The organism is Bradyrhizobium sp. HKCCYLR20261, assembly GCF_051168435.1.
Classification (GTDB): Bacteria; Pseudomonadota; Alphaproteobacteria; order Rhizobiales; family Xanthobacteraceae; genus Bradyrhizobium.
The window spans coordinates 554,521-581,140 of the sequence record NZ_JBNPUZ010000001.1; the positions used below are offsets into that span (position 1 = coordinate 554,521).

A 26,620-nucleotide genomic window follows, 5' to 3' on the forward strand; every position below is an offset into this window, starting at 1 on the left:
ACCGTCCGAACCCGTTCCATTCAGGGGACCAATATACGGCAAGGTTTCGACCGATAACCTTGCTTTTTCCTCATGATACCGGGTTGTGAACGACCGGCATGCGACCAAAGGTCCCAAATGCGGCGAAATTCGCTTCCCCCACAAGCAAAACGGCCGGGCAAGGCCCGGCCGTTTGCAATGCGAGATAAGTCGCGGGTTACTTGGCTGCGGTCGGCAGCGGCGCCGGGTTGTCCGACAGCGAGTTCAGATAGGCCAGCACGTCGGCGCGCTCGGAGTCCTTCTGGATGCCGGCAAAGCCCATCGCGGTGCCCGGGACATAGCCCTTCGGGTTGGCGATGAACTGGTTCAGTGCATCGATCGTCCAGGTGCCGCCCTTGGCCTTGAGCGCCGCGGAGAAATTGAAGCCGCGGCCTTCGCCGACGTGGTCGCCGACGATGCCGTAGAGGTTGGGGCCGACGGCATTCTTGCCGCCCTTGTCGAAGGTGTGGCAGGAGGCGCACTTCTTGGCGGCGACGGCGCCCTTCTCGACCGAGGCTGTCTGCAACAGCTTCTCGATCGGCTCGGCGGCGGCCGGCGCGGCGCCCGGCTTGCCGGCGCTCTCGGCCTCCTTCACGACAATCTCGAAGCCCGGCTTCTCCGGCATCTTCGGCGCGAAGATCGCGCCCGCAGAGAAGCTCGTGACCAGCACGACGAGACAGGCGGCCAGCACGGCGCCGAGGATTTTGTTCAGTTCGAAGGAGTCCATTTTGGAATCAGGCTCCGAGGGCGGATTTCATTGCTTTGAGGCCGCGTGGCCGCGGCCGTGAATCGCCCCAGGATTTCGAGAAGGCATCGAGCAGAATCGAGCCGTCGCGCCTCCCCCTGCGGCAGAAGTGAGATATCGGTTTGCCCGTGCTCTGGCAACCCGTATAAGCGGGCGGTTTTTGCTGTCCCCACCCTCGTCCGGACGCGCTGTTGCGACCGGCTCCGAATGCGCTTTCCCGGATGTCCCGCTCCAAGATTCTCGTCCTGATTCCCGCCCGCATGGCCTCGACCCGCTTGCCCGGCAAGCCGCTGCTCGACATCGCCGGCGTGCCGATGATCGTCCAGGTTCTGCGACGCGCGGAAGAAGCGGCGATCGGCCGCGTGGCGGTGGCCACCGACACGCCCGAGATTGCCGCGGCCGTGACGGCGGCGGGCGGCGAGGTGGTCATGACCAGGGCGGATCATCCCTCCGGGTCCGACCGCATCTATGAGGCGATGTGCAAGCTCGATCCGGCCGGTGAGACGGAGATCGTGGTCAATCTGCAGGGCGACTTCCCGACCATCGACCCCCGCAGCATCAGCGACGTGCTGCCGCCGCTCGACGACCCCGCCGTCGACATCGCGACGCTGGCGGCCGAGATCCACACCGAGGAGGAGAGCCTCAACCCGAACGTCGTCAAGGCGGTCGGCTCGCCTCTGTCGGGCCGGCGCATGCGCGCGCTATATTTCACCCGGGCTACGGCGCCGCATGGCGACGGACCGCGCTACCATCACATCGGCCTCTACGCCTACCGCCGCGCGGCGCTGGAGCGCTTCGTCCGCCTGCCGCCGTCGCCGCTGGAGCAGCAGGAGAAGCTGGAACAGCTCCGCGCGCTGGAGGCCGGCATGCGCATCGACGTCATGGTGGTCGATGCCGTCCCGCGCGGCGTCGACACCCCGGCCGACCTCGAGACCGCCCGCCGGCTGCTGTCACAGACCTAAGCTGCTACAAGGCCCCACATGAGCAAGATCTTGAAAATCGCATTCCAGGGCGAGCCGGGAGCCAATTCCCATATCGCCATCTCCGAGGCCTATCCGACCGCCGAGGCCATGCCCTGCCCGACCTTCGAGGACGCGCTCAGCGCGATCTCGTCCGGGGAGGCCGATCTCGGCATGATCCCGATCGAGAACTCGGTGGCGGGGCGCGTCGCCGACATCCACCATCTGCTGCCGGGGTCGGGCCTGTACATCATCGGCGAGTGGTTCCTGCCGATCCGCCACCAGCTGATGGCGCTGAAGGGGACTAGGCTCGCCGACATCAAGACCGTCGAGAGCCACGTCCACGCGCTCGGCCAGTGCCGCCGCATCATCCGCCAGCTCGGCGTCCGGCCGATCGTCGCCGGCGACACTGCCGGAAGCGCGCGCGACGTGTCGCAGCGGGGCGACAAGAGCGTTGCCGCGATCGCCTCGCGGCTCGCCGCTGACATCTATGGCCTCGATATCCTCGCCGAGGACATCGAGGACGAGGCCCACAACACCACCCGCTTCGTCGTGCTGGCGCGCGAGCCGCAATGGGCGGAGCAGAACTCCGGCCCGCTGGTGACGAGCTTCGTGTTCCGCGTCCGCAACCTGCCGGCCGCGCTGTACAAGGCGCTCGGCGGCTTCGCGACCAACGGCGTCAACATGACCAAGCTCGAAAGCTACATGGTCGACGGCAATTTCTTCGCCACGCAATTCTACGCCGATGTCGACGGCCATCCCGAGGACAAGGGACTGGCCTTCGCGCTGGAGGAGCTGAAGTTCTTCTCGCGCGAGCTGCGCATCGTCGGCGTCTATCCGGCCCATCCGTTCCGGGCGACGTTCAGCGAGCGGCTGGAAGGCTAGGCCGTCAATCCGGGATGGTCCGACGGACCCGACCGGAATCTCGAGTGGCAAAACTTAACTCGGGATTCCGGGTTCAAGGCCTGCGGCCTTGCCCCGGAATGACGCCGAGAGGATGCAGGGCTTACGCCGCCGCCTGCCGCTGCAGGCCGAAGGCGTCGGCGAGCAGGGTGTAGGAGCGCTTGCGGGCCTCGTGGTCGAAGATCGCGGTGATCACCATCAGCTCGTCGGCCTGGCTCGCCGCGATCATCGGATCGAGCTTGGCGCGCACGGTCGCCGGTGAGCCGACGAACAGCCGCGAGCGGTTGCGGGCGATCGAGGCGCGGTCGGAGTCCGTATACGGATAGGCCGCCGCTTCCTCCGGGCTCGGCAGCGGCAGGAACTGGCCGCGGTCGCGACGGAGACGGTTGAGGTCCATCGACGACGCCAGCCGCTCGGCCTCCGCATCGGTCTCCGCCGTCACGACCGCGACCGCCAGCACCGCATGCGGCTGCGAGCGCCAGCGCGACGGCGTGAAATGCGCGCGATAGGTGCGCATCGCGTCGATCGCATCGTGATTGGCGAAATGATGCGCGAAGCCAAAACCCATGCCCATCTGCGCCGAGAGCTCGCTGGAATAGTCGCTGGAGCCGAGCAGCCAGATCGGCGGCAACGGCGCATCGTCGGGCATGGCGATGACGTTGTTGTAGGGATGGCCGGCGGGAAACTCGCGTGTCTCCCACAAGGTCAGCTCGTGCAGCCGCTCCAGGAAATCGTCGCCTTCGCGGCGATCGAGCCGGCTCCTCAACGCATAGGCCGTGGTGCCGTCGGTGCCCGGCGCGCGGCCGAGGCCGAGATCGATCCGGCCGGGAAACAGCGCCTCCAGCATCTTGAAGCGTTCGGCGACCACCAGCGGCGCGTGGTTGGGCAGCATGACGCCGCCGGAGCCGACGCGGATGTGCTTGGTGACGGCAGCGATCTGCCCGATCATGATGTCGGGCGACGGGCTCGCCACCGAAACAAGGCTGTGATGCTCGGCGAGCCAATAGCGGACATAGCCGAGCTGGTCGACATGGCGGGCCAGATCGATGCTGTTGCGCAGCGCCGCTGAGGCGGGCGTGGCCGTCGTCGTGACAGAGAGGTCGAGGACTGAAATCGGGATCATGGCTTCAACCTAGTGACTGCGCGCCGGCCCACAATGGCCGAACTGCGTCGGTGACCTGCCGGAAACGCAGGGATGACGGCCTGACAAATAGTGGGATGAATAAGCTGTATACAGCCATAGAATAACACTGTCCCACCCACAATCGACTCATGAATTCGCCAATTGAAGCTCCGAAAGACTGATTTTGCTAAGTTTTCTTCGCCCACTTTACGATCCACGAACTCCAGAGAATCGAGCGATATTCGAATGATTGTGGGCTAAATCCCATTTCTGGTGGGCTGTCGCTTGCGACTCACTTCCCTTATCTTGGCTCATCCAGCGGGCGATCCGCTCTCAAGTTGAAATTTACGCGCCATCGGGAACCTGCGCCGCCATGACCGACCTCGCCACCGCCATCACTGACGGACATTCCGCGATCATCAGGCCCAAGATCTCGTTCGAGTTCTTCCCGCCGAAGACCGAGGAGATGGACCGGACGCTGTGGACCTCGATCGAGCGCCTGGCGCCGCTGGAGCCGAGCTTCGTCTCGGTGACCTATGGCGCCGGCGGCTCGACCCGCGAGCGCACCCACGCCACCATCGCACGCCTCCTCAAGGAGACCGCGCTGCTGCCGGCGGCGCATCTCACCTGCGTCGGCGCCTCCCGCGGGGAGATCGATGAGGTCGTCGACCGCTATCACGAGGTCGGCGTCCGCCACATCGTCGCCTTGCGCGGCGATCCGCCCGGCGGCATCGGCACGCCCTACCAGGCCCATGCCGAGGGTTATCAGAGCTCGCCCGATCTGGTCGCCGGCATCAAGAAGCGCCACCCGGACATCGAGGTTTCGGTCTCGGCCTATCCCGAGAAGCATCCGGAGAGCCGCGACTTCGACGCCGACATCGATATGCTGAAAGCGAAGGTCGATGCCGGCGCGACCCGCGCGATCACCCAGGTGTTCTTCGACAACGACGTCTACTTCCGCTACCTCGACCGCGTCCGCGCCCGCGGCATCGACATTCCGATCGTGCCCGGCATCATGCCGATGCACAATTTCAAGCAGGCGCGCGGCTTCGTGACCCGCAACGGCACCAGCGTGCCGGAGTGGCTGGCCGAGAAGTTCGAGGGTCTCGACGATGATCCGGAGACCCGCAAGCTGATTGCGGCCACCGTCGCCGCCGGCCAGGTGCACAAGCTCGCCAAGCATGGCGTCGACACCTTCCATTTCTACACTATGAACCGCGCCGACCTCGTGTTCGCGATCAGCCATCTGCTTGGCATCCGGCCGAAGTCCGTCAACAAGGTCGCCGCCTGATGTCCCCTCCTGTTTCCAATGCGCGTACCGCCTTCCTCGCCGCCGCGCGCCAGCGCATCCTGATCCTCGACGGCGCCATGGGCACGATGATCCAGGCGCTGCAGTTCGATGAGGCTGCGTTCCGCAGCGAACGCTTCAAGGATTTTCATCGCGACCTCCGCGGCAATAACGACCTGCTGATCCTGACGCAACCCGAGGCAATCGAGGACATCCACGCGCAGTATCTGCGCGCCGGCGCCGACATCGTCGCCACCAACACCTTCTCGGCGACGTCGATCGCGCAAGCCGACTACGATCTCTCCGACATCATCTACGAGCTCAACCGTGAAGGCGCGCGCCTGGCGCGCAATGCGGCCACGCGTGTTGCGGCCGAGGACGGCAAGCCGCGCTTCGTCGCCGGAGCGATGGGCCCGACCAACCGCACCGCCTCGATCTCGCCCGACGTTTCCAACCCCGGCTATCGCGCGGTCACCTTCGACGATTTGCGCATCGCCTATGGCGAGCAGGCGCGCGGACTGCTGGACGGCGGCGCCGACATCCTGCTGGTCGAGACCATCTTCGACACGCTCAACGCCAAGGCGGCGCTGTATGCGATCGCGGAGCTGTGCGAGGAGCGCGGCATCGACGTGCCCGTGATGATCTCTGGCACCATCACCGACAAGTCAGGCCGCCTGCTGTCGGGTCAGATGCCGGAGGCGTTCTGGAATTCGGTGCGTCACGCCCAGCCGCTGACGATCGGCTTCAACTGCGCGCTCGGAGCCGAGGACCTGCGCGCCCACGTCGCCGATATCGGCCGCGTCGCGGATACCTTGGTCTGCGCCTACCCCAATGCCGGCCTGCCCAACGAGTTCGGCCAATATGACGAGACTCCGGCCTATATGGCGCGGCTGATCGGCGAGTTCGCTGCGTCCGGCCTCGTCAACATCGTCGGCGGCTGCTGCGGCACCACGCCGGACCATATCGCGGCGATCGCCGCCGCTGTCGCTCCGCACAGGCCGCGCGTCGTCCCTGACATCGCGCCGCGGCTGCGGCTGTCGGGCCTGGAGCCGTTCGAGCTGACGCCCGCGATCCCGTTCGTCAATGTCGGCGAGCGTACCAACGTCACCGGCTCGGCCAAATTCCGCAAGCTGATCACCGCCGGCGACTACACCGCGGCGCTGCAGGTCGCGCGCGACCAGGTCGAGAACGGAGCCCAGGTCATCGACGTCAACATGGACGAGGGCCTCCTAGATTCGGAAGCCGCGATGCGGACCTTCCTCAACCTGGTCGCCGCCGAGCCTGATATCGCGCGCGTCCCAGTGATGGTCGACTCCTCGAAATTCCACGTCATCGAGGCCGGCCTGAAATGCGTGCAGGGCAAGCCGGTGGTGAACTCGATTTCGCTGAAGGAAGGCGAGGAGAAGTTCATCCACGAGGCGAAGATCGCGCGCCGCCACGGCGCCGCGGTCGTCGTGATGGCGTTCGACGAGACCGGTCAGGCCGACACCTATCAGCGCAAGACCGAGATCTGCGCCCGCGCCTACAAGATCCTGGTCGAGACGGTCGGCTTCCCGCCCGAGGACATCATCTTCGATCCCAATATCTTTGCGATCGCCACCGGTCTCGAGGAGCACAACAACTACGGCGTCGACTTCATCGAGGCGACGCGCTGGATCCGCCAGAACCTGCCGCATGCCCACATTTCCGGCGGCGTCTCCAACCTGTCGTTCTCGTTCCGCGGCAATGAGCCGGTGCGCGAGGCGATGCACTCGGTGTTCCTGTATCACGCCATCAAGGCGGGCATGGACATGGGTATCGTCAATGCCGGCCAGATGATCGTCTATGACGACATCGATCCCGAGCTGCGCCAGGTGTGCGAGGACGTCGTGCTCAACCGCGATCCCGGCGCGTCCGAGCGGCTGCTGGCGCTGGCCGAGAAATTCCGCGGCCAGGGCAAGCAGACCAAGGAGGCCGATCTCGCCTGGCGCGAATGGCCGGTCGACAAGCGCCTCTCTCACGCGCTGGTGCACGGCATCACCGAATTCATCGAGCTGGATACCGAGGAGGCGCGCGCCGCATCGACGCGTCCGCTCGACGTCATCGAAGGTCCGCTGATGGCCGGCATGAACGTGGTCGGCGACCTCTTCGGCGACGGCAAGATGTTCCTGCCGCAGGTCGTAAAGTCGGCGCGCGTGATGAAGCAGGCGGTCGCCTATCTGATGCCGTTCATGGAGGCCGAGAAGGCCGCCAACAAGGGCCGCGCCAACGAGCGCTCCAATGCCGGCAAGATCGTGCTCGCCACCGTCAAGGGCGACGTCCACGACATCGGCAAGAACATCGTCGGCATCGTGCTCCAGTGCAATAATTTCGAGGTCATCGACCTCGGCGTGATGGTGCCGGCCGCGAAGATCATCGACACCGCCAAGGCGGAGAATGCCGACATCATCGGCCTCTCTGGCCTGATCACGCCGTCGCTCGACGAGATGGCGTATCTCGCCTCCGAGATGGAGCGCCAGGGGCTGAACGTGCCGCTCTTGATCGGCGGCGCGACCACCAGCCGCGTCCACACCGCCGTGAAGATCGACCCGAACTACCAAAGCGGGCCGGTGGTGCATGTCAACGACGCCAGCCGCGCCGTCGGCGTGGCCTCCTCGCTGCTGTCGGCGGAGCGCAAGGACGCCTATGCGGCCGAGATCCGCACCGAGTATCAGAAGATCGCGGCCGCGCATCTGCGCGGCCAGGCCGACAAGAAGCGGCTGTCGCTCAAGGACGCCCGCGCGAACGCGCCGAAGGTCGACTTCACCAAGGCCAGGCCGGTGAAGCCGACCTTCCTCGGCACCAAGACTTTCGTGGACTACGACCTCGCCGAGCTCGTGCCCTATATCGACTGGACGCCGTTCTTCCAGACCTGGGAGCTGGCCGGCCGCTTCCCGGCCATCCTCGACGATGCCAAGGTCGGCGAGGCCGCGCGGGCGCTGTACGACGACGCGCAGAAGATGCTGAAGCAGATCGTCGACGAGAAGTGGTTCACCGCGCGCGCCGCGATCGGCTTCTGGCCGGCCAACGCTGTCGGCGACGACATCGTGCTGTATGCCGATGACAGCCGCACCAAGACGATCGCAACATTGCACACGCTGCGCCAGCAGCTCGAGAAGCGCGAGGGCCGCTTCAACACCGCGCTGTCCGACTTCGTCGCCCCTGCCGGCTCCGGCGTGCCGGACTATGTCGGCGGCTTCGTCGTCACGACGGGGCTCGGCGAGGACGCGGTCGCCGACCGCTTCAAGAACGCCAATGACGACTACTCCTCGATCCTGGTCAAGGCGCTGGCCGACCGCCTCGCCGAGGCCTTCGCCGAGCGCCTGCACGCCCGCGTGCGCCGCGAGTTCTGGGCATATGCCCCGGACGAGACGCTCTCCGCCGACGATTTGATCCTGGAGAAGTATGAGGGCATCCGCCCCGCCCCCGGCTATCCGGCGCAGCCTGACCATACCGAGAAGGCGACCTTGTTCGAGCTGCTCGATGCGGAAAAAAACGCCGGCGTGCGGCTCACCGAGAGTTTTGCGATGTGGCCGGGCTCGTCGGTCTCGGGCCTCTACTTCGCCTCGCCGGAGAGCTTCTATTTCGGCGTCGGCAAGATCGAGCGCGACCAGGTCGAGGACTACGCCGCACGCAAGGGCATGACGGTGGCCGAGGTCGAGCGCTGGCTGGCGCCGATCCTGAACTACATCCCGGCGCGCGGCGTACAGCCGACCGAGACGCCCCGCCCGGTCGCCTCGCCCGCCCCCGCCAACGATGCGGCCCCTGCCGAGCTGGCCAGCCACCCCGTGGACTGCACCTGCGCGGTTCATCTGGCCTGGCGCAAGAAGGCGGTTGGCGCGAAGTAGCCCGCACTGTCTCGATACAACACCTGTCGTCCCCGCGAACGCGGGGACCCATACCGCGTGATCTACCCGTCGTCTGCGGTGGTCGATACGGCGCGCGACAGCTTCTTCCTGGGGTTATGGATCCCCGCCCTGGCGCACGTCAGATCTTGCGTCGTCCGAACGTCCTGGACGTGGGAGCATCGTGCTGTGGCCACGCCACGCTCGCCGGGTCAGTGCCTTCGAAGCGATCGGCCTTCGCCGAGGAGGCCGCGACGAAGCGCAAGATCAGCCGGGCATGGGCGGCCAGCTGGGCGATGATGCGCGGGATGAGACTAGGGTTCGTCACGCAGATGGCGACAAGGACGAACAGCCATGCCCAAAGCGGCGTCGAGTTCGACTTGCGGCTCTCGACTGCCGCAGACGGCTGATCGGATGCACCGGCTGTCCGGGGAGCACCGAACGTACCGGACAAGTCGCCGCCGCGGCTCGCCGGCTGGCTCGCTTCGGACGGAACCGCCGGGGCGGTCCTGGCCGGGCATTTTCCGTCGCGATAGGACGAGCCGATGCAGAACGGACCGGACTGCGTGATGCGGGCCATCTCGACCAGGCTGGCCGGACTGTACAGATTGACCAGCGTGGAGAGGTTGCCGTCCTTCGGCCAATAGGAATAGACCGCGCCGAAACTGCCGATGACGAGCATGACGAAGACCAGGGGCGCCACGCCGATCACGTTGCGGCGCTCGTCGAGCTTCCGCTCCTCCCAGGCGATCGAGGCATTGTGCCAGGCGCGAAACGTCTCGCGGTCGAACAGATACAGCATCAGGAGGTTGGTCTCGGGCTGCGCCGGCTTCTCCAACGGCCGGCCCGAAGCGTCGAGCGGATAGAGCGACAGGGCCGAGCGTGGACGGCGTCCGAAGCGCGGCGCCGACGGCACACGGCTGTCGCGCCGCCGCCGTGCCGGACTCATCAGCTCGCGGCCGAGCGCGGCGATGGCGTCAAGCCGCTCGGCGATGCTGGGATGGCTGCCGCCGGCGTGATCCGCAGGTCCGTCGAACAGGAGGCCCTCGACCCGCGCGCTGCCGTGGAACATGCCGCGGCCGCCGATCTTGCGGATGGCGCTGAGCAGCGCTTCGGGAAAATGCGTGACCCTGATCGCCTCGCCATCGGCGATATGGTCACGCCCGAGCTTCAGGCTGCGCCGCGCGGCGCGCGCGAGCCGCAGCGAGGTCACGGTCGCGATGCTGCTGGCGAGCAACAGCGGCAGCATCGGCGGCACCAGCACGGCGACCAGGATCTGGCGCCAGTGCTCGAACCGCAGCGGATTGTTCATCTGCAGGATGACAGCGGTCCGCATCAACGCGTGATTCGCGGCGAGCAGCCTGGTGTCGCCATGGCGGATATGCGACGCCTCATGCGCGAGCACCGCCGCCAGTTCGTCGTCGTCGAGCTGATCGAGTAGGCCGCGCGTCACCGCGATCAGGCCGGCCTTCGGCCCCTCGCCCACGGTGACGGCGTTGGGCTCGCTCGCCTCGATGACGCCGAAGCGCGGCAGGCGGACTCCGAGCGCGGTGCACTGCTCCTCGGCAATGGCGACGAAGCGCGGTTCCTCCTGGCGCGAGACCAGCCGCACGCCGAGCGTCTCCATCACGGCCTTCGCATGGCCGCGATACATCCACCAGAACATCAGGCCAGTGGCGAGCGCGATCGGCAGTGCGTAGCGGACGGCATAGCCGGCCGGGTTGGACAGGATGGTGTGCTCATGGTCGGCGACGAGCAGATAGATCGTCAGCGCGAAGGTGCCGATCACCTCGAACGACACGACATAGGCCAGCATCAGCAGGGCCGTGCAGCGCCGGTTGTAGGCGGCGTGCGTGACGTAGCCGTGGACGGCCATGGCGCCCGCTCCTCAGGTGATCACAGGCTGATCTTGACCGGACCGGCGAATTCGGAGCGGCGCTCGCCAAGCGTGAACTTCTCGCGCGCGGCGCTCCCGCACAACCAGGCGATGACGTTGCTGGGGAAGGCGCGGCGGACCGAGTTCAGTTCCTCCACCGCCAGATTGTAGAATTTCCGCGCCGCCGTGATGCGCTCCTCGATCCGGATCAGATCGCTGCGCAGCGTGCTGTAATGCGCGGCGCTGGCCAGCGCCGGATAGCTTTCGCTGACCGAGAACAGGTTCTGCAGGACATTGGCGATCTGCGTGTCGGCCTGGATCACCGATCCGCCGCCGCCGGTGAGCGCCTCCAACGCATCGACGCGGGCCTCCAGCACGTCGCGGATCACGTCGTGCTCCTTGGTCGCGAAGGCGCGGACCACCTCGACGAGGTTGCCGATCAGCGCGTGCCGCTCGATCAGGAGCGCGTCGACGTCGCCGAACGCCGCATCCGCCCGCTCGTCAAGCTGGCCCAGCAGCGCGTGCTGCGCGCGGATCTTGAGCAACAGCCAGAGCACCGCGCCGGCGAGCAGCCAGGCCCACCAATAGTCCAGCGCGACGTTGGCGGCGCGGGTCACGCGCCCGGAGAAATCGATGGCCTGGAGAAAGTTTTCGACTGAAAAGGAAGACATGAAATACCCCCGAGACGCGATTTTTCGGCAAGCTTTACATCCGTCCCCTCTAAGACTTTGCACCGCGGATCGCTCAAGTTGTAATGAGATTCCTGTCCTGTTTCAGATTGTACCCGGGGCCAGGCATCTCGCCTGACGGCAAGACCGCCCTCGGCGCGAAGAGTTGGCGCGGCCTCACCCACCCACAACCGTCGTCCTGCCCTCGTTCGCAATTCCCCCCGCGGCGCCAGGACCCATCACGCATGATGCATCTGTGGCACACGGTGGCTGAGATCGAGCGCATCACTGCTGGCTGTCAATTATGGGTCCCGGCCTCAAGGCCGGGGCGACATTGATTTTGACGCATCCTGGTCGGCTTACCCGCGGGCCTGAGCGCTGCCCTAATCCCGTGTCCCCCGCGCCACGGCTGCCCCGAATGACAAAGCGCCACAGCTGATCGCCCCCGATCCGGCGTGGACATCGCCCCCGTAACCGGCTGAAATGCCCTGGGGGGCGCCGGGTGGTTTTGGTTCATGTCGTTGCAGTTCAGGCTTGCGTCGCGAAACCTGTTCCATGACAGGCTGCGCTTCGTCGCGACCGTGATCGGCATCATCTTCTCGATCGTGCTGGTGACCGTGCAGATGGGCCTCTATGTCGGCTTCCGCCGCATGGTGACGACCATGATCGACCATTCCCCGGCGCAACTCTGGATCATGCCGGTCGGCACCAAATGCTTCGAGGATCCCTCGCTGCTCGACGAGCGGCAGCGGTTCCGGGCGCTGGCGGTTCCGGGCGTCGCCGAGGCGACGCCGCTCGTCATCGGCTATGCGCAATGGCGGCTGCCGCAGGGCACCACGACGCCGGTCTTCGTGGTCGGCTCGGAGCTGCGCGGGCTCGGCCTGCATCCCTGGAACGTGGTCGAGGGCCGGCTCGACGATCTCTCGGTGCCTGGCGCGGTCGCGATCGACCAGACCTATTTCGAGCGGCTCGGCATCACGGGCGTTGAGCAGACCGCCGAGCTGCGCGACCGCAAGGTGCAAGTGATGGCGGTGAGCAAGGGCATCCGCTCGTTCACGACGACGCCTTACGTCTTCACCGACGTCGAGCGCGCGCGCAGCTACACGGGGACGACGCCGAGCAAGGCGTCCTATCTGCTGGTGCGGCTGGCGCCCGATGCCGATCTCTGGAAGACCCAGCAGGCGCTGCGCGACAGCATCGGCAATGTCGAGGTGCTGACCGCGGCCGAGTTTCGCAACCGCAGCCGCTCGTTCTGGCTGTTCGGCACCGGCGCAGGCGCGGCGCTGTTCGCCGGCGCGCTGCTCGGGGTCATCGTCGGCACTGTGATCGTGGCACAGACGCTGTATTCGAGCACCAAGGACCACATCAACGAATTCGCCACCCTGCGCGCGATCGGCTCGTCCAGCCGCTACATCTACACGGTCATCATCTGGCAGGCGCTGCTCAGCGCCATCGTCGGCTTTGCTGGCGCGGCCGGCATCGGCAAGATCGTCGCGGCCGCGACAGCGGAATCAGCCCTGCCCGTGATCATGACGCCGATGCTGACCGTGGCGCTGTTCCTGCTGACGGTGACGATGTGCGTGGGCTCGGCGGTCGCTGCGATCGTCAAGGTGATGCGCATCGATCCCGCCATGGTGTTCTCGCGATGACCGACGTCGTGCTCGCGGCCACCGATCTCGTCCATCACCTTGGCCAGGGCGCCGGCCGGGTGCAGGCGCTGAAGGGCGTGAGCTTGGCGTTGAAGGGCGGCGAGCTGGTGCTGCTGATGGGCCCCTCCGGCAGCGGCAAGACCACGCTGCTGTCGATCCTGGGCTGCCTGATGACGCCGGACGCCGGGACGGTGCATATCGGCGGCCACGCTGTCGCCGGGCTCGATGCGGAGGCGCTGGCAAAACTCCGGCGCGAGCGCATCGGCTTCATCTTCCAGTCGTATCACCTGTTCCCGACGCTGAACGCCGAGGACAATGTGCGGCTCGCGCTGGACGTCCGCGGCGAGCGCGCGCGGGCGGCGAAACTTGCTTCGCGCGACGTACTGGCCACCGTCGGTCTCGGCCACAAGCGCAAATCGCTGCCGCGCGAGCTCTCCGGCGGGGAGCAGCAGCGCGTCGCGATCGCGCGCGCCATCGTCGGCAAGACGCAGCTCATCCTCGCCGACGAGCCCACCGGCGCGCTCGACACCGCCAATGGGCAGGCGATCATGACGCTGCTCGCCGACATCGCCAAGGATCCGTCGCGCGCCGTGCTGGTGGTGACACACGATCCGCGCATTCTCCCGTTCGCCAGCCGCGTGATTCATATCGAGGATGGCCGCATCGTTCGCGAGGAGGCCGTGGCAGACTCGATGAAGAAGGTCTCGAACGCATGAACAAGCCCGGCCGAACCCACCAGGCTATCGCGCTGCTGCTGGCGGCGTCCACCGCGCTCGCGGTCGCGCCGCGCGGGATCATCCTGGAGGCGCGCGCCGCGAACGCCCAGGAGGAGCGCTGGCTCGCGGTCGCGCCCGGCCGCGTCGAGCCGGCCTCCGGCCTGATCAAGCTCGGCGCGCCCGTGGTCGGCGCGATCCAGGAGGTGCTGGTCAAACCCGGCGACGCCGTGTTCGCCGGCCAGGCATTGGTGCGACTCACCGACGCCGAGGCGCGCGCGCAACTCGCCAGCGCCGAGGCGCAGGCCGCGATGCGCAAGCGCGTCCGCAACAAGGAATCCACGCCGTCGGGCGCAGGGCCTCGGCGACGCGCCGAGGATGGCGTCGCGGATGCGCAGGCGGCTGTGTTCGACGCACGCATTGCGCTCGACAAGGCCGTGGCCGAGCGACGTGCGGACCGCGGCGCGGACAGCGACGTCGATGCAGCGCGCACGCAACTGACGACTGCTCAGGCCAAGCTGGATCAGCAGACCGATGACCTGCGCAAGGTCACCGCCGACGCGCCGCTGCCGGTCAGCGCCGAGGGCCAGCTCAACGTCGCGCGCAGCGAACTGCAGGCGGCGCGCGCCGGCTTGGAGAAGCTCACCCTCCGCGCGCCGCTCGACGGCACCGTGCTGCAAGTGAACGCGCGCGCCGGCGAGATTGCCTCGCCGCAATCGACACCGCCGCTGGTGCTGCTCGGCGACATGTCGTCGCTGCGGGTGCGCGCCGAGCTCGACCAGCGCGATCTCGACAAGATCAAGCCGGGCCAGCAGGCCGTGGTCCGCTCCGACGCGTTCCGCGGCCGCGACGTCGCCGGCAAGGTCGCAGCGGTCGCGCCGCTGGTCGAGAGCAGCCGCACGGCTGCGCTCAGCCAGCGCAACATGACGGACGTCGATGTGGTCGAGGTGCTGGTGGACTTGGCCGAGCCGGGGCCGTTCGCGGTGGGGATGAAGGTGGATGTGTATTTCAAGCCGTGAGGGCTGGTGTGCTTCCACGACCGACGCACTTCACGCGCATCGAGCTGCGTCCGGTTAAATTGAGCCGATCTGCCGCCGCTGGCGCGCTGCACCTCGCCCCGCCAGGGCGAAGCGAAGCTTCGCTAGGGCGGGGAGAGGTCGGATTGCATCGAAAGATGCAATCCGGGTGAGGGGGTACAGGTCCATCCACGAACACGCCCGGCGCGTGTGCCCCTTCCTAACACCTCCCGTGTGGCGGCCCCTCACCCCGACCCTCTCCCCGTGAAAGACGGGGAGAGGGAGCGCACCGCCGCCGTGGCGGCGACAGAATCGGTTGAACTAATCCCCGCTCGGCGGCGCGAGCGGCTGGACGATCTCCTGGAACGGAGGGAGGGCTTCGCATCTCGCGGCGTGGGCCGCCAACACCGGATAACGCTTTGCGTCGAACAGATGCGGATGCGCCTCCGAGGTGAAGCGTAGCGCGCAGGCGACGGCGATGTCGGCGTGGCCGATACCCTCGCCATACCAGTAGTCCGTCGTACCATCCGTGCGCTCCGCCTCCAGCATGGCCAGCACGCCGGCGATCTGCGTTTCGCAACGCTCCACCCACAGCGCAAGCCGATCCTTGCGCAGCACGCGCTCGTAGATCAGGCTGACGGCCTTGTCGGCAAGCCCGGTGGCGAACGCGATGGTGTGCAACTGCTGACGGCGCAACGCGCCGCTCGGCGCCAGCATGGCGCGCCTGGGGCCGACGGTCTCGTCGAGATGATCGAGGATCGCCGCGGAATCGATCAGCGCCTCGCCATTGTCGAGCACCAGCACCGGGACGCGCAGCAGCGGATTATACGGCGCGATCTTGTCGGCGTCGCCGAAGGTCGACCACGGCTTGTGCTCGAAGGGTATGTCGTAGAGCCTCAGCGCAATGGCCGTGCGCCGGACGAAGGGCGAGTCGTATTGGCCGATCAGGAACATGCGGCATCCTCCTGCTCCCGGTATTGAAGCGTCATTCGGCCCGATTGTCAGCTGCCAACTTCAGCCCAGCAGCGGCACATGGCCTGCGACTTCCCGCGGCAGCGTGCCGTCGAGGCGGGGATCCGGTGCGATCTCGATCTGGCGGCGATAGGGCCGGAAGCCGGCGCGCTGATAGAAGGTCAGCGCGCGCGGGTGATCGAAGCTGCAGGTGTGAACCCAGAGCCGCGTGAGCGGCTGCGCCCAGGCGCGGCGCAGCGCGTGGTTCATCAACAGGCGTCCGGCACCGGTGCCGATCAGCTTCGAAGTGACGCCGAACAGCGCCAGCTCGCATTCGTTGGTCTTGCGGAAGTCGAGCTCCAGCAGGCCTTCGTCGCCGCCGTCATGCGCGAGCGTATAGATCTCGACTCCGGCTGCGCGAATGACCGCCGCCAGTTCGGCATCGCTCATCCGCAGCCGCAGCGACCAGAGCCACTCCCGCCCGACGCGCGCATAGAGATCGCGGTACCAGTCGAGATCCGGCTGCGCGACGCGCCGGATGCTCCAGTCGCCGACGGGATCGGGCGGGATCACCGGCGGGGCCTGCATGTCGAGCGAGGTCACCACCGCGGCGATCCTGCCGGCCGGGATGTCGAAGATGCCGTCGAGACCTGCAGCCACGCCCCTACTCGCCCTCGTCGCTGGCCAGCACGCCCTTCACCGCGCGGGCCCAGCCGGCGAGCTTGCGCTGGCGGGTGGCCGCGCTCATCGCCGGCCTGAAGCGGTGCTCCAGCCGCCAATTGTCGGCGAATTTTTCCGGCTCGGGATAGACGCCGGCGTTGAGGCCGGCGAGATAGGCCGCGCCCAGTGCCGTCGTCTCCTGGATCATCGGGCGATCGACCGGCGCGTCCAGCAGATCGGCGAGCCGCTGCATGGTCCAGTCCGAGGCGGTCATGCCACCGTCGACGCGCAGCACGATGGTCGCAGCGGACGCATCCGGCCAGTCGGCGCGCATCGCCGCCCAGAGATCGTAGGTCTGGTAGCAGACGCTTTCCAGGGTCGCATGCGCGAGCTCGGCCGGACCGGTGTTGCGGGTGAGGCCGAACAGCGCGCCGCGGACGCGCGGATTCCAATAGGGAGCGCCCAGGCCGACGAAAGCCGGAACGAGATAGACCGACTGCATCGAGTCCGACTTGTCGGCGAGCGGGCCGGTCTCGGCGGCGTGCTTGATGATCCCGAGACCGTCACGGAGCCATTGCACCGCGGAGCCGGCGACGAAGATCGAGCCTTCGAGCGCGTAGGTCCTGACGCCGTTGAGCTGATAGGCGATCGTCGTCAGCAGCTTGTTGTTCGACTTCACCGGCGTCGCGCCGGTGTTGAGCAGCGCGAAGCAGCCGGTGCCGTAGGTCGACTTCATCATGCCCGGTGTGAAGCAGGCCTGGCCGATGGTCGCGGCCTGCTGGTCGCCGGCGATGCCGGCCACCTTGATCGGGCCGCCGAACAGGTCCGGCGTGGTGGTGCCGAAATCGGCGGAGGAATCCTTCACCTCGGGCAGCATCGAGCGCGGCACGCGCAAGAGCTTCAGCAGCGTGTCGTCCCACTGCCCGGTGTGGATGTTGAACAGCAGGGTGCGCGAGGCATTGGTGGCGTCGGTTGCATGCACCCGGCCCCCGGTGAGCCGCCACAGCAGGTAGCAGTCGACGGTGCCGAACAGGAGCTCACCGCGCTCGGCGCGCTCGCGCGCGCCCGGCACGTGATCGAGGATCCAGGCCACCTTGGTGCCGGAGAAATAGGGATCGATGATCAGGCCCGTTTTCGCGCTGACGTCGGGCTCATGGCCTTCTGCCTTGAGCCGCGCGCAGATGTCGGCGGTGCGGCGGTCCTGCCAGACGATGGCGCGGTGCACCGCCTGGCCGGTGGCGCGGTCCCACACCACGGTGGTCTCGCGCTGGTTGGTGATGCCGATCGCGGCGATGTCCGCGGGCCCCAGGCCCGCCTTCTCCAGCGCGTCGCGGCAGGTCATCACGGTCGAGGTCCAGATGTCCTCGGGCTCATGCTCGACCCAGCCGGAGGCCGGGAAATGCTGCGGAAACTCCTGCTGCGCCACGGCGGCGATGGAAATGTCGGAACGGAAGACGATCGCGCGCGAGGACGTGGTGCCCTGATCGATGGCTAGCACGAAGGACATGGGTGTTTCTTCCCGGCAGGATGGTTGCGAATTGGGCGGACAAGCAAGCGGATCAGGCGCGCGAGGTCAAGGTGCAGCCACTGCGCTTCTCACCGGAATGACGCCGCAACGCGACCGGCAACCGCTACAGCCAGCCCCGCCTGCGGAATTGCCAATACAGTACGCTGCACACCACGGCGATGAAGCCGAGGACGGCGTAATAGCCGTACTGCCATTTCAGCTCCGGCATGTGCTCGAAATTCATGCCGTAGATGCCGGCGACCGCCGTGGGCACCGCGAGGATTGCGGCCCAGGCCGCGAGCCGGCGGGCGATGTCGGTCTGCTGCGCCTGGCCGGCCATCATGCTCGCCTCGAACACGAAGGCGAGGATCTCGCGCAGCGAATCCGCGTCCTCCTCGGCGCGCTTGGCGTGGTCGAGCACGTCGCGGAACAGCGGCGCCATCTCGGCGTCGATGGCGACATTGTCGACATGCTCCAGCCGCTTGCAGACGTCGACCACGGGACCCACGGCGCGGCGCAGCCGCAGCAGGTCGCGCCTGAGCCGATAGAGCCGGTCGACCTCGTGGCGCGCCAGCGGCCGCTGCAGCACGACCTCCTCCAGCGTCTCGACCTCGGCCATGATGCTCTCGGTCACCGGGCGGTAGTTGTCGACGATGAAATCAAGGATCGCATAGAGGATGTAGTCCTCGCCCTTGGCGAGAGATCCGGGACAGCTCTCGCAGCGCTCGCGCACCGCGCCATAGGAGGTCGAGGCGCCGTGGCGCACCGAGACGACGAAGCCGGGGCCGACGAAGATGTGGGTCTCGCCGAAGACGATGTGATCCTTCACGAGTTGCGCGGTGCGGGCGACGATGAACAGCGCGTCGCCATAGCGCTCGACCTTCGGCTGCTGGTGCGCCTTCGAGGCATCCTCGATCGCGAGCTCATGCAGCCCGAACTGATAGGCCACCCGCTGCAGCAGCGCAGCGTCCGGCTCGTGCAGCCCGATCCACACCACATGGCCCGGCCGCCTGCTCCAGGCGCCGGCATCCTCGATCGGGATGTCGGCGACGCGGCGGCCATCGGCATAGACGCCGGCCGCGACCACGCCGGGCTCGCGCGGCCCTTGGCCCGATGGCTGAATCGCGACGTGGCGCATCCCCGGTTCTCCGCTCTCGAGACCTACTTTCGACGCGAGGACTCGCTGGGTCAAGCGGCGCATCAGGTGACGCCGGTCGGGCCGTCGAGCAACTGCCTGACGCGGCGGACGAGGTCGGTGCGGCGATACGGCTTGTTGATGATCTCGAACTCGCCGATATTGGCGTCGGCGCGCTCAACCGCGGCGTCGGAATAGCCGGTCGTGAGCAACACCTTCAGCTTCGGCTGCCGCTTGCGCGCCTCGCGCGCCAGCACCGTGCCGTTCATGCCGCCGGGCATCACGAGGTCGGTGAACAGCAGGTCGAAGCGGACCTCCGAATCCAACAGCTCCAGCGCGGCTTGCGCATTGGCGGCGAGCTCGGTGCGATAGCCGAAATCCTCCAGGATCGAGCGCGCCAGCTCGGCCACGTCGGCGCGATCCTCGACGATCAGGATGCGCTCGCTGCCGGTGCGGTCCATCGCCATCTGCGGACGGATCGAGGGCGCAGCGATCTCCTGCTCGGTCGCCGGAAACAAGAGCTGCACCGTCGTGCCATAGCCGACCTCGCTGTAGATATAGGTGCTGCCGCCGGACTGACGGGTGAAGCCATAGACCATGGCAAGGCCAAGCCCCGTGCCCTTGCCCTCCTCCTTGGTCGTGAAGAACGGCTCGGCGACGCGGGCGAGGATGTGCGGCGGGATGCCGACACCGTCGTCGGACACTTTCAGCGCGACGTAGCGGCCGCCCTTGGGCACGCCGAACTGCACGACGTCTTCTTCCGAAATCTCCTTGTTCTCGGTGCGGATCGTCAGCGTGCCGCCATCGGGCATCGCATCGCGCGCGTTGACGAACAGGTTGAGCAGCGCGACCTCGGCCTGGGTCTGGTCGATGCGGCTGTTCCACAGGCCCGGCTGCGCCTTGACGACGATGCGCACGCTCTCGCCGAGCGTATGCCGCGCCATCTGCACCAGGCTCTCGATCATGTTATTGAGGTTGATCGGCCGGCTGTCGAGCCGCTGCTTGCGCGCGAACGACAACAGCTGCTGCGTCAGGGTCGCGGCGCGATTGGCGGCAGTGCGGATGTTCTCGACCGCGCGGCGATGCCGCGGCCCGAGCTCGCCGACGGCGCCCTGCAGGGTCTCGGTATAGCCGATGATCACCTGCAGGATGTTGTTGAAGTCATGCGCGATGCCGCCGGTGAGCTGGCCGATGGCCTCCATCTTCTGCGACTGCACCAGCGCGCTCTCGGCGTCGCGCCGGCGCGAGACGTCGAGCTGCGAGCCGAAGAAATACACCAGCTCGCCGTCACGGTTGTAGACCGGGCTGATGAACAGCGCATTCCAGAACGCCGCGCCGTTCTTGCGATAGTTCAGGATCTCGACCGCGATGTCGCGGCGGGCCGCGATCGCGCTGCGGATCGCGGCGATCGTTTCCTGGTCGGTATCCGGCCCCTGCAGGAAGCGGCAATTGGTGCCGACGATCTCGCCGGACTCGTAACCCGTCATCTCCAGGAAGGCGCGGTTGGCGAACAGGATCGGATTGTCGGGCTGGCGCGGATCGGTGACGATCATCGGCATCCGCGTCGTTTCCACGGCCGCGAAGAAGATGTCGTGGCGCTCCGACGACAGATCGGATGCGTCGCCGCTGTCGACGACCGCGCGGACGCGCTGCGGCTTCTCTTCTGACATTGTCTTCCCAGCTCCGACTGCCTTGTGTCTCTGCGCCCGACGACGCACAGGCGGCCGCGATGCACCCTTGATATGCCGCTGAGTGGGAACGGGTTCCCGCCTCACTTGCCTGTGCTGAATCCGGCGATGGGCGCTCACGCGAAAGCGACAACCCGCCGCGGGAACCATTTGGGGAACGCCTTGGAGCACCGTTCGCGTATCTCCCGTTACGCTCGACGGTTCCGATCCGGCGCGCTACATCACCGCTCCGATCATCGGAGATGGGCAGGAGAAACGGCCATGGCAGAACACAAGGTGGCGCTCGTGACGGCGGGCGGCAGCGGCATGGGCGCAGCGGCCGCGCGCCGTCTTGCCGCGGACGGATTTCACGTCGCGATCCTGTCCTCGTCGGGCAAGGGCGAGGCGCTGGCGGGGGAGCTGCGCGGCCTTGGCATCACCGGCTCCAACAAGTCCAACGACGATCTCAAGCGCGTCGTGGATGGCGCGATGAACCGATGGGGCCGCATCGACGTGCTCGTCAACAGCGCCGGCCACGGCCCGCGCGCGCCGATCCTGGAGCTGACCGACGAGCAGTGGCACACGGGGATGGATACCTACCTGCTCAACGTCATCCGCCCCGCGCGCTTCGTCACGCCGATCATGCAGGCGCAGAAGAATGGTGCGATCATCAACATCTCGACCGCCTGGACGTTCGAGCCCTCGGCGATGTTCCCGACCTCGGCGGTGTTCCGCGCAGGGCTCGCCGCGTTCACCAAGATCTTCACCGACACCTATGCGGCCGACAACGTCAGAATGAACAACGTGCTGCCAGGCTGGATCGACAGCCTGCCGGCCACCGAGGAGCGCCGCCAGACCGTGCCGATGCGTCGCTACGGCAAATCCGAGGAGATCGCCGCGACCATCGCATTCCTGGCCTCAGAGGGAGCGGCCTACATCACCGGCCAGAACATCCGGGTGGACGGCGGGTTGACGCGCAGCGTGTGAGGGCGCGGCGCCCCCACGGACACAGCTCCGATCACAGCGTTGGACCCTCTCCATCTACACGCCTCTCGGCGTGTTGATGATTGGTGTGCAGGACCCGCTTGGGGTACCAGAACCTCATGGTGAGGAGCGCCGCGCCGACCTGGGCGATGCGAGGCAAGATCGTCGCCCGCGGCGCGTCTCGAACCATGAGGCCGCAGTGGGGCCTCGCCCTTCGAGACGCCCGCCTCAAGGCGGGCTCCTCAGGGTGAGGGTTATCATGGTCGCGCGTGGCGAGAGTTGATATCTAAGAAGCTTCGCCTTGGCCCCGCCACATCACTCCTGCTTCCCGCACAAGCATCGCTCGTCAAAACATCTCGAAATATTCGCGCTGCTCCCAGTCGGACACTTCGGCGTTGAAGCGCTCGATCTCCGCGTTCTTGATGAAGGTGTAGTAGTCGATGAAGGTGGCGCCGAAGACGTTGCGGAAGAAGGCATCGTCCTTCAGCGCGTCGACGGCCTCGCGCAGCGATTTCGGCAGCAGGCTCGCTTTGGTCTCGTAGGGCACGTCGGCTGACGGGCCGGGATCGAGCTTGCGGTCGACGCCGTCGAGGCCGGCTGTGATCTGGGAGGCCATGTAGAGATAGGGATTGGCGGCGGGCTCGCCGATACGGTTCTCCAACCGCGTGGCGGGATCACCGGCGCCGCCGAGCACGCGGATCATGACGCCGCGGTTATCGCGGCCCCAGATGGCGCGGTCCGGCGCCAGCGAATAGGAGCGGTAGCGCCGGTACCCGTTGATCGTGGGCGCCGAAAACACGGCGGCTGCGCGCGCATGCGCGAGCAGGCCGGCCATGTAGTGGCGGCCGAGCGCGGAAAGTCCCTCGGTCTCCTCCGTCATGAACGCGTTGCCGCCGTCGCGCGCCACCAGCGACTGGTGCAGGTGCCAGCCCGACGACATCACGTTGGGAATGCGCGGCCGACACATGAAGGTGGCGTGATAGCCATGGCGCTGCGCGATCTGCTTCACGGCGCTGCGGAACAGCACCATGGTGTCGGCAGGTTCGAGACCGATGCCGGGCTGCAGCACGAACTCGCACTGGCTTGGGCCATACTCCAGCTCGATCGAGCGCAAGGGCAGGCCGAGCGCGGTGAGATTGGCCCTGATGATCTCGAGCGCGGGCTCCATCTGATCGAAGCGCTGCTCGGTGAGATATTGGTAGCCCTGGGTCAGCAGGCTGACCGACGGCGGCACGCCGGGCTGTCCGGGCGAGCCGGCATCACCGGGAGCGAGACGCGGGTCCTCGACCTTGAAGATGTGGCACTCGACCTCGAGGCCGGCCTTGAACTGAAGCCCGCGCGCATCGAGCGCCGCCAGCGCGGAGCGCAGCAGGTTGCGCGTCGCGAACGGCACCGGCGTGCCATTGGCGAAATACAGGTCGCACAGCACCCAGCCGGTGCCCGGCGACCAGGGCAGCACGCGAAACGTGGTGGGATCGGCGACCATCAGCGCATCGCTGCCGCCCTGCATCTCCGTCATGCCGAAGCCGCCGCCGGCGGTGAACACCGGAAACACTGTGCGATGCGAGGTATCCTTGGCGAGCAGAGTCGTGGTGATCGCGCAGCCGGACTCGAGCGAGGACAGCGCGGCATCGACGGCCAGCGTCTTGCCACGGAGGATGCCGTGCTGGTCGGGAAAGGAGAGACGGATCGTGGTGAGCCCCTGCTCCTCGGCGATCCGGCGCATGCGCGTTGCGGCCTCGGCCTGCTCGGCGGTCCACAACTGATGCTTGGCGACGAAACTCAACGATGGCTCCTGAGTGGAGTGGCAACTTGCATGATCAATTTCCTGCCCGCAAGCGGGCACTGTCCTTACCTCTCCCCGCTTGCGGGGTCGCGACGAGCTTCGCTCGCGCTGAGAGGTCGGATTGCATCGTTAGATGCAATCCGGGTGAGGGGGCTCTTCGCACGGTCGGTGGGTGTGGCTGCCCCTCACCCCAACCCTCTCCCCGTGAAGAACGGGGAGAGGGAGCGCACCACTTGCGGGGCGAGAGCACGGGCACATCAACGAAAATGATGTCACGACCGCGCTGGTTACTCGGCAGCACTCAGATGCGGGGCGAGGCGGATGATATCCGCCGGCACTGGCGCGGCCCAGGGGGCGTTGCGGCGGCGGCGGACGTCGACTTCCATCCAGTAGGTTTCCCAGCCGCGGGTCGGGCCGATGCCGTCCATCGTCGCCGGCCCCTGTACGCTGCGCGCCTCGGCCGCGTCGAGAAACAGCATCGGCTTCTCGCCGCCGGCGGCCGCTTCGATCTGCTCGCGCAGCAGCCGGCGATACTGGATGATCGCCTTGTCCGATTGTCCCAGATGCTCGCGGGTGCGGTCCTGGATGCGGCCCATCGACTCCACCGCCCATTGGTCGTGCACGTTGATGTCGTTGCCCATGCCGGTGTAGGTCTCGGTCGCCTGCTCCCGCGGATCGAAGCCGTAATCGTTGCTCTTGTTCTTGCGCGAGCGATAGTCCGGCAATTCATAAAGCTCGAGGCGTTGCGCCCGCATCTTGGCCTTGTCGACCGGCGCGCCATAGCTGGTGAAGATCGCGTACCAGTAGCAGGTCTCGTCATCGACCGGCACGTGCCACTGCGTGATCGTCATCTCCGTGCTCATCGGAATCACGAAGGCATGCGGGAACAACTGGTTGGTGACACGGACGTGGGTGCGCTCGGCGTCGATCTCGCGCAGCGCGATGATGCGCAGGCCGTATTCGGTGCGCTCGACATTGATGATCGGGCGATCATATTCGCGCAGCACCTTGGTCATCGGCAGTTCGCTGTCGGCGGAAGCGCCGCGGAACTGCTTGCCGTAGGCGGTCGAGGTGTCCTCGTCCTCGAAGAAACGGTGCAGGAACGAGGCGTGCGCCGGATCGATGCCGACCTCAAGCGCCTGCAGCCAGTTGCATTCGATCAAGCCCTTGAAGGCGAAAGTGTAGGTATCCGGCGCGGTGAAACAGTCGAGATCCGGAAACGCCGGCGCCTCGCCCTCCCCGAGCCAGGCCCAGAGGATGCCGCCCTTCTCGACGACGGGATAGGAGCGCTGCTTGACGTTCTTGCACAGCGGCGAGCCGGCCGGCTCTGCCGGGGTCTCCAGGCAGTTGCCCTCGACGTCGAACAGCCAGCCATGGAAGGCGCAGCGCAGGCCGCCATTCTCGCGCCGGCCGAAGGCGAGATCGGCGCCGCGGTGCGGGCAATCGCGGTCAAGGAGTCCGTAGCGGCCTTGCTCATCCTTGAAGAGCACGAAGTCCTGCCCGAGCAGCTTCACCGCGCGCACCGGCCGCTCGCCCGCGAGCTCGTCCACCAGCGCCGCCGGCTGCCAGTACATCCTCATCAGTTTACCGGCAGGCCTGCCCGGTCCGATGCGCGTGATGAGGTCGTTCTGCTCCTGGCTCATCATGATGGCCGTTCCTCCTGTTGCGTCTCAAGTCGGGCGTTGACGTCACGCGATCATCCAATAATGTTCGCTAGACGAACACATGTTCGCCAAGATTAGATTCGCTTTAAGTGGGGAGAAGCGCAAGTGAAAAAGCTACAACCGAAGCCGAGAGGCAAACGGGCAGCAGCTTCACCGCGTGCCAAAACAACAACAACAGCGGATCGTGTCAGGCCGATGCCTAAACTGAAGCGGACTGATGAGGAGAAGAAACAGGCGCGTGGAGACGGGCCTGAGTTCGTCGAAGCGCTCGATCGGGGACTGCGGGTGATCCAAGCCTTCAGTCGCGAGGGCCGGCCGATGACATTGAGCAAGGCCGCCGAACTGACGGGGCTCGCGAGAGCGACGGTGCGGCGCATCCTGCTCACGCTCAAGGCCTCCGGTTTCGTCCATGGTGACGACCGGCTGTTCTCGCTGACGCCGCGGGTGCTGCTGTTAGCATCCAGCTACCTCGCGTCGAACCAGATCAACACCGTGGTACAGCCATCGATGGATGTCGCGGCCACGGCGGCGCATGAGGTCTGCTCTCTGGCGGTCCTCGATGGCGAGCAGGTGGTGTTCATCGCGCGCGCGACGCCGACACGGATGTTCTCCGCCGGAATCGAAATCGGCCATCGGCTACCTGCCTATTGCACCTCGGTCGGACGCGCGCTGCTCAGCCGGATGCCGGACGACCAGTTGCGGCAGGCCATCGAGCGGATGACGCTCGCGCCGATGACGCCGCAGACCATCACCGACCAGGAGGCGCTGATCGAATCGATCGTCGCCGTCCGCAGCGACGGCTATTCGCTGGTCGACGGCGAAGCCGAGCACGGCTTCCGCTCGATCTCCGTCCCGATCCGCCGCTACGACGGCGCCATCGTCGCCGCGGCGAATATCGGCGGCCACGTCGACCGGATCACGGTCGACGAGATGAAAGAACGCTTTCTGCCGCTGCTGAAGCAGCTGGCCGCGACGGTCCAGCCACTGCTGGTCTGATCCTTCGTCCATTGTCCTCAAGCCGCCAGCAAGATCAGGGCGCCGTCTGCATGGGCGGCGCCCCGGCGCCGTGCGCGCGACCGGCGTTTCGTGACTTCGCACGCGGGCTCACGTGCGGCCTGCGCCTGATCCGAGACGCTCGCGCATGCGCTCCCGCGCCGTCGGACAACCAATCCTCCGCATCATCGCCGCCTGCGTCATCGCAGCGAGAACCGGCTTGGCGCGCCGATTGCAGTCGCTGGCGCGGCGACGTGAGGTTACGCGGCTTTCGAACTAATCGTTGTAGTCGCAGCCCTGCATGTTCGAGCGTCTCCTGCCAATTACGTGATATTATCGTGGCCATCGGCGCGCCTGCCATGATTGCCAATGCCTCCAGGTATCATCACGCTACTGACAGCGGTGATCCGGTGCGGAACGGAAGTAATTAGATCGGGCACAAAGAGGCGCAC

Annotated in this window: 20 protein-coding genes; 9 read left to right on the top strand and 11 right to left on the bottom strand. The window is 66.7% G+C overall.

The genetic code is table 11. The features are described from left to right. Positions 1–196 precede the first annotated feature (196 nt). Entirely contained in the window at positions 197–745 is a 549-nt protein-coding gene (locus tag ACQR1L_RS02580) for a c-type cytochrome (protein ID WP_434856337.1), read from the bottom strand. Positions 746–984: 239 nt separating this feature from the next. On the opposite strand from ACQR1L_RS02580, the gene ACQR1L_RS02585 reads away from it, so the two are divergent. Together ACQR1L_RS02585 and ACQR1L_RS02590 are read left to right on the top strand one after the other, a co-directional pair. Then, positions 985–1,725: a 3-deoxy-manno-octulosonate cytidylyltransferase gene (locus ACQR1L_RS02585; RefSeq protein ID WP_434856338.1), complete on the top strand. Its 741-nt coding sequence runs from the start codon at positions 985–987 to the stop codon at positions 1,723–1,725. Positions 1,726–1,743: 18 nt separating this feature from the next. Then, a complete protein-coding gene (locus tag ACQR1L_RS02590) occupies positions 1,744–2,607 on the top strand; it encodes a prephenate dehydratase (RefSeq protein WP_434856339.1) in 864 nt (287 codons plus the stop codon). A 121-nt stretch (positions 2,608–2,728) separates the two neighbouring features. Here ACQR1L_RS02590 and ACQR1L_RS02595 read toward each other — a convergent pair whose 3' ends face one another. Then, positions 2,729–3,748, bottom strand: a complete 1,020-nt coding sequence (locus ACQR1L_RS02595) for an LLM class flavin-dependent oxidoreductase (RefSeq protein WP_434856340.1) — start codon at positions 3,746–3,748, stop codon at positions 2,729–2,731. Positions 3,749–4,121: 373 nt separating this feature from the next. Between ACQR1L_RS02595 and metF the strand changes: the two genes are divergently transcribed. Next, positions 4,122–5,039: a methylenetetrahydrofolate reductase [NAD(P)H] gene (metF, locus tag ACQR1L_RS02600; protein ID WP_172133741.1), complete on the top strand. Its 918-nt coding sequence runs from the start codon at positions 4,122–4,124 to the stop codon at positions 5,037–5,039. Then, positions 5,039–8,902: a methionine synthase gene (gene metH / locus ACQR1L_RS02605; protein WP_434856341.1), complete on the top strand. Its 3,864-nt coding sequence runs from the start codon at positions 5,039–5,041 to the stop codon at positions 8,900–8,902. Before metF ends, metH begins: the two co-directional genes overlap by 1 nt. Before the next feature lie 139 nt (positions 8,903–9,041). Here metH and ACQR1L_RS02610 read toward each other — a convergent pair whose 3' ends face one another. Together ACQR1L_RS02610 and ACQR1L_RS02615 are read right to left on the bottom strand one after the other, a co-directional pair. Beyond that, positions 9,042–10,775, bottom strand: a complete 1,734-nt coding sequence (locus tag ACQR1L_RS02610; protein ID WP_434856342.1) for a M48 family metalloprotease — start codon at positions 10,773–10,775, stop codon at positions 9,042–9,044. 20 nt (positions 10,776–10,795) lie between these two features. Then, the gene (locus tag ACQR1L_RS02615; RefSeq protein ID WP_434856343.1) at positions 10,796–11,446 is read right to left on the bottom strand and encodes a LemA family protein; all 651 of its coding nucleotides are present in this window, start codon (positions 11,444–11,446) and stop codon (positions 10,796–10,798) included. Between the two features lie 512 nt (positions 11,447–11,958). Between ACQR1L_RS02615 and ACQR1L_RS02620 the strand changes: the two genes are divergently transcribed. Genes ACQR1L_RS02620 through ACQR1L_RS02630 form a run of 3 tightly spaced genes read left to right on the top strand, consistent with a single transcriptional unit; the run spans position 11,959 to position 14,824 of the window. After that, positions 11,959–13,092: an ABC transporter permease gene (locus ACQR1L_RS02620; RefSeq protein WP_434856344.1), complete on the top strand. Its 1,134-nt coding sequence runs from the start codon at positions 11,959–11,961 to the stop codon at positions 13,090–13,092. Continuing rightward, positions 13,089–13,808: an ABC transporter ATP-binding protein gene (locus ACQR1L_RS02625; protein ID WP_434856345.1), complete on the top strand. Its 720-nt coding sequence runs from the start codon at positions 13,089–13,091 to the stop codon at positions 13,806–13,808. The genes ACQR1L_RS02620 and ACQR1L_RS02625 overlap by 4 nt, the downstream gene beginning before the upstream one ends. Next, on the top strand, positions 13,805–14,824 hold the full coding sequence (locus tag ACQR1L_RS02630) for an HlyD family secretion protein (protein ID WP_434856346.1): 1,020 nt from the start codon (positions 13,805–13,807) through the stop codon (positions 14,822–14,824). Before ACQR1L_RS02625 ends, ACQR1L_RS02630 begins: the two co-directional genes overlap by 4 nt. A 318-nt stretch (positions 14,825–15,142) precedes the next feature. On the opposite strand, the gene ACQR1L_RS02635 is transcribed toward ACQR1L_RS02630, so the two are convergent. The 5 genes from ACQR1L_RS02635 to ACQR1L_RS02655 all read right to left on the bottom strand — a co-directional run bounded on the left by ACQR1L_RS02635 (position 15,143) and on the right by ACQR1L_RS02655 (position 20,744). Next, entirely contained in the window at positions 15,143–15,775 is a 633-nt protein-coding gene (locus ACQR1L_RS02635; protein WP_434856347.1) for a glutathione S-transferase family protein, read from the bottom strand. A 60-nt stretch (positions 15,776–15,835) separates the two neighbouring features. Continuing rightward, complete coding sequence (locus tag ACQR1L_RS02640) at positions 15,836–16,432, bottom strand: GNAT family N-acetyltransferase (RefSeq protein ID WP_434856348.1); 597 nt, start codon at positions 16,430–16,432, stop codon at positions 15,836–15,838. 4 nt (positions 16,433–16,436) lie between these two features. Further along, positions 16,437–17,939, bottom strand: a complete 1,503-nt coding sequence (gene glpK, locus ACQR1L_RS02645; RefSeq protein ID WP_434856349.1) for a glycerol kinase GlpK — start codon at positions 17,937–17,939, stop codon at positions 16,437–16,439. Between the two features lie 124 nt (positions 17,940–18,063). Beyond that, positions 18,064–19,077: a magnesium and cobalt transport protein CorA gene (locus tag ACQR1L_RS02650; protein WP_434856350.1), complete on the bottom strand. Its 1,014-nt coding sequence runs from the start codon at positions 19,075–19,077 to the stop codon at positions 18,064–18,066. 62 nt (positions 19,078–19,139) lie between these two features. Beyond that, entirely contained in the window at positions 19,140–20,744 is a 1,605-nt protein-coding gene (locus ACQR1L_RS02655; protein ID WP_434856351.1) for a hybrid sensor histidine kinase/response regulator, read from the bottom strand. 279 nt (positions 20,745–21,023) lie between these two features. Here ACQR1L_RS02655 and ACQR1L_RS02660 point away from each other — a divergent pair, with 279 nt between their 5' ends. After that, complete coding sequence (locus tag ACQR1L_RS02660; protein ID WP_434856352.1) at positions 21,024–21,728, top strand: SDR family oxidoreductase; 705 nt, start codon at positions 21,024–21,026, stop codon at positions 21,726–21,728. Positions 21,729–22,071: 343 nt separating this feature from the next. On the opposite strand, the gene ACQR1L_RS02665 is transcribed toward ACQR1L_RS02660, so the two are convergent. Next, on the bottom strand, positions 22,072–23,511 hold the full coding sequence (locus ACQR1L_RS02665; protein WP_434856353.1) for a glutamine synthetase family protein: 1,440 nt from the start codon (positions 23,509–23,511) through the stop codon (positions 22,072–22,074). Between the two features lie 287 nt (positions 23,512–23,798). Further along, positions 23,799–25,157, bottom strand: coding sequence for a Rieske 2Fe-2S domain-containing protein (locus ACQR1L_RS02670; RefSeq protein WP_434856354.1), 1,359 nt, complete (start codon positions 25,155–25,157; stop codon positions 23,799–23,801). Between the two features lie 213 nt (positions 25,158–25,370). On the opposite strand from ACQR1L_RS02670, the gene ACQR1L_RS02675 reads away from it, so the two are divergent. Next, positions 25,371–26,171 (top strand): IclR family transcriptional regulator domain-containing protein, encoded by an 801-nt coding sequence (locus ACQR1L_RS02675; protein WP_434856355.1) that lies wholly within the window; start codon positions 25,371–25,373, stop codon positions 26,169–26,171. The last annotated feature ends 449 nt before the right edge of the window (positions 26,172–26,620 follow it).